Consider the following 3,005-nt stretch of genomic DNA (forward strand, 5'->3'; position numbering starts at 1 on the left):
AGGCCACGCAGATCAGCACCGGCAGCACGAGCCACCAGGCCTTTTGATTGATGGGCTTGTTGGTTGCGTTCATGGCTTGGCTCCTTCCCCTTGCGGGGGAAGGTTGGGATGTGGGCAGGCAGAGCGCCCGATGGAGGCGCCGCTTGCCCCCACCCCGGCCCTCCCCCGGAAGGGGAGGGAGAAAGACAAAGGCACCAGGCTGTTTGTGATCGGGGTGTTCATGCCACCAGCTCCTCGTCCTTGTAGAAGCAGGTGTGGGTGTCGAGCACCCGCAGCCACACGGTGTCGCCCACGGCCGGCGGCTGGTCGTCCGAGTGCAGGCGCACCTTGACCACGCCGCCGTCGACCTCGGCGCTCAGCATGGCGTGCGTGCCGACGTCCTGCACCTGCTTCACCACGGCCGGCACGGCGCCGGCGGCGCCCGCGTTCGACAGGCGCAGGTACTCGGGCCGGATGCCGATCTTGAGCGCGCCCTGCGGCAGTTCGCGCGTCGGCACGAGCGGCGTGCCCGCCACCTCGAGCGCGCCGTTCGCGCTCTTCGCCGAAAGAAAGTTCATGCCCGGCGAGCCGATGAAGTGGCCCACGAAGGTATGCGCGGGCCGCTCGAACAGCGCCTCGGCGCTGCCCACCTGCACGGCCTTGCCGCGCGTCATCACCACCACCTCTTCGGCGAAGGTGAGCGCCTCGACCTGGTCGTGCGTGACGTAGATCAGCGTGAGCTTGAGCTCGCGGTGGATCTGCTTGAGCTTGCGGCGCAGCTGCCACTTGAGGTGCGGATCGATCACCGTCAGCGGCTCGTCGAACAGCACCGCCGAGACGTCGCTGCGCACCAGGCCGCGGCCGAGCGAGATCTTCTGCTTGGCATCGGCCGCGAGGCCCGAGGCGCGCTGGTTCAGCTGCCCGCTCATGTCGAGCATTTCGGCAATCTCGCCCACGCGCTTCCTGATCTGGTCTTCGGGCACCTTGCGGTTGCGCAGCGGAAACGCGAGGTTCTCGGCCACGGTCATGGTGTCGTAGATCACCGGAAACTGGAACACCTGCGCGATGTTGCGCTCCTGCGGCGTGGCGCGCGTCATGTCGCGGCCATCGAAGGTCACCGTGCCCTGAGACGGCACCAGCAGGCCCGAGATGATGTTGAGCATGGTCGTCTTGCCGCAGCCCGAGGGGCCGAGCAAGGCGTACGCGCCACCATCGCGGAAGCTCATCTTGAGCGGCAGCAGCGCATAGTCGCTGTCCTGCTTCGGGTTGGGGCGGTAGGCGTGGGCCAGGTCGAGATCGATGCGTGCCATGTCAGCTTCCTTTGCGCCATGCCGGCGCGAGCGCCAGCTTTTCGCCGGCATCRAACACATAGGCTTGCGAGGCGCTGAAGTACAGCGTGATCGGCGTGCCCAGCTCGAAGCGGTGCACGCCGGTGAGCTGCGCCACCAGTTCGCCGACCGCCGTCTCGACGTGCACGAAGGTGTCGGAGCCCGAGATCTCGGCCAGCTCCACCTTGCCGGGCAAGGCGATGTCGCCCTCCCCCGCGTCCACGTTCAATGCACTCGCGCGCAGGCCGACGGTGACCGCGCCCGAAACGCTTTCAGGCACCGCCAGCGCCAGCACCGGTCCGCCTGCGAGTTGCACGCGGCCGGGCGTTGCGGTGCCGGCCAGCAGGTTCATCGGCGGATCGCTGAAGGCGCGCGCCACGCGCAGCGATTGCGGCGCATGGAACACCTCGGCGGTCGGGCCGTATTGCAGCAGTTCGCCCTCGTCCATCACGGCCGTGTAGCCGCCGAGCAGCAGCGCCTCGCCGGGTTCGGTGGTGGCGTAGATGACCGTCGAATCGCCGGTGGCAAAAAGCTGCGTGAGTTCTTCGCGCAGGCCTTCGCGCAGCTTGTAGTCGAGGTTCACCAGCGGTTCGTCGAGCAGCATCAGCGGCGCGTTCTTGGCCAGCGCGCGCGCCAGCGCCACGCGCTGCTGCTGCCCGCCCGACAGCTCGGCCGGCAGGCGGTCGAGGAACATGCCGATGTGCAGCTTGTCGGCCAGCGCCTTCACGCGCGCCTCGATGTTGGACTCGCCGCGCAGCTTGAGCGGCGAGGCGATGTTGTCGGCCACGGTGAGCGACGGATAGTTGATGAACTGCTGGTACACCATGGCCACGTTGCGCTCGCGCACCGGCATGCCGGTCACGTCCTTGCCGTCGACCAGCACGCGGCCGGTGCTGGGCGTGTCGAGCCCCGCCATCAGGCGCATCAGGCTGGTCTTGCCGGCCTGCGTGGCGCCCAGCAGCACGGTGACCGCGCCGCTTTGGGGCGCAATGCTCTGTTCGTAGAGCCAGGTCTGCGCGCCGACCTTCTTGGTGACGCGCTCCAGAGTCAATTGCATCAGCGCTCCCCGTTGATCATGTAGCTGTTGTTGGTGGTGCGTGCCTGCAGCCAGGCGGCCACCTGCCGGCGCTCTTCGGCCGTGTAGCGCAGGCCGAGCTTCGAGCGGCGCCAGAGCACGTCGTCGGCGCTCACGGCCCATTCGTTCTGTTGCAGGAAGCGCAGCTCGCGCTCGTGAAGGCCGGGTGCCACGGCTTCGCCCATGTCTTCCATGGACTTGGCGTCGCCGAGCAGCTCGGCCACGCGCGCGCCGTAGGCACKTGCCAGCCTCCGCGCGAGCTTGGCGTCCAGCCATGCATGGCGCGCCTGCACCGCGGCCACGAAGCGTTCGAAATCGTCGTCGGGCCGAGTGGCGGCGCCGATCCATGCGGAAAGATCGCCGCCGGCCAGGAAGGCGCCATCGGTCCAGGGCGGACGCTGCGCGCTCGACTGGCCGAGCATCTTGCCGACCTCGTCGGCCGCGTCCTCGGCCAGCTTGCGGAAGGTGGTGATCTTGCCGCCCCACACCGACAGCAGCGGTGCCGCGGTGGTGTTCGACTCGAGCATGTAGTCGCGCGTGACGGCCGAGGGGTCGCCCGACGCATCGTCGAGCAGCGGGCGCACGCCCGAATAGGTCCAGACCACGTCGGCCGGCTTCACGGG

General features: G+C 68.5%; 3 protein-coding genes. All 3 read right to left on the reverse strand.

Going from position 1 to position 3,005, the window contains the following annotated elements; genetic code table 11:
* Window positions 1-218: 218 nt before the first annotated feature.
* Window positions 219-1,289: an ABC transporter ATP-binding protein gene (locus AC1DOC_RS26900; RefSeq protein WP_012748492.1), complete on the reverse strand. Its 1,071-nt coding sequence runs from the start codon at window positions 1,287-1,289 to the stop codon at window positions 219-221.
* A 1-nt stretch (window position 1,290) separates the two neighbouring features.
* A complete protein-coding gene (locus AC1DOC_RS26905) occupies window positions 1,291-2,364 on the reverse strand; it encodes an ABC transporter ATP-binding protein (protein WP_478081489.1) in 1,074 nt (357 codons plus the stop codon).
* Window positions 2,364-3,005: glycerol-3-phosphate dehydrogenase C-terminal domain-containing protein (locus AC1DOC_RS26910; RefSeq protein WP_478130848.1), on the reverse strand; the 642-nt coding region annotated here is incomplete at its 5' end. The genes AC1DOC_RS26910 and AC1DOC_RS26905, both read right to left, overlap by 1 nt.

Source organism: Variovorax sp. 01T439_2, from assembly GCF_056398445.1.

Coding starts and splice junctions, on each gene's coding strand:
- AC1DOC_RS26900 (WP_012748492.1), bottom strand. CDS start 1,289: ATGGCACGCATCGATCTCGACCTGGCCCACGCCTACCGCCCCAACCCG.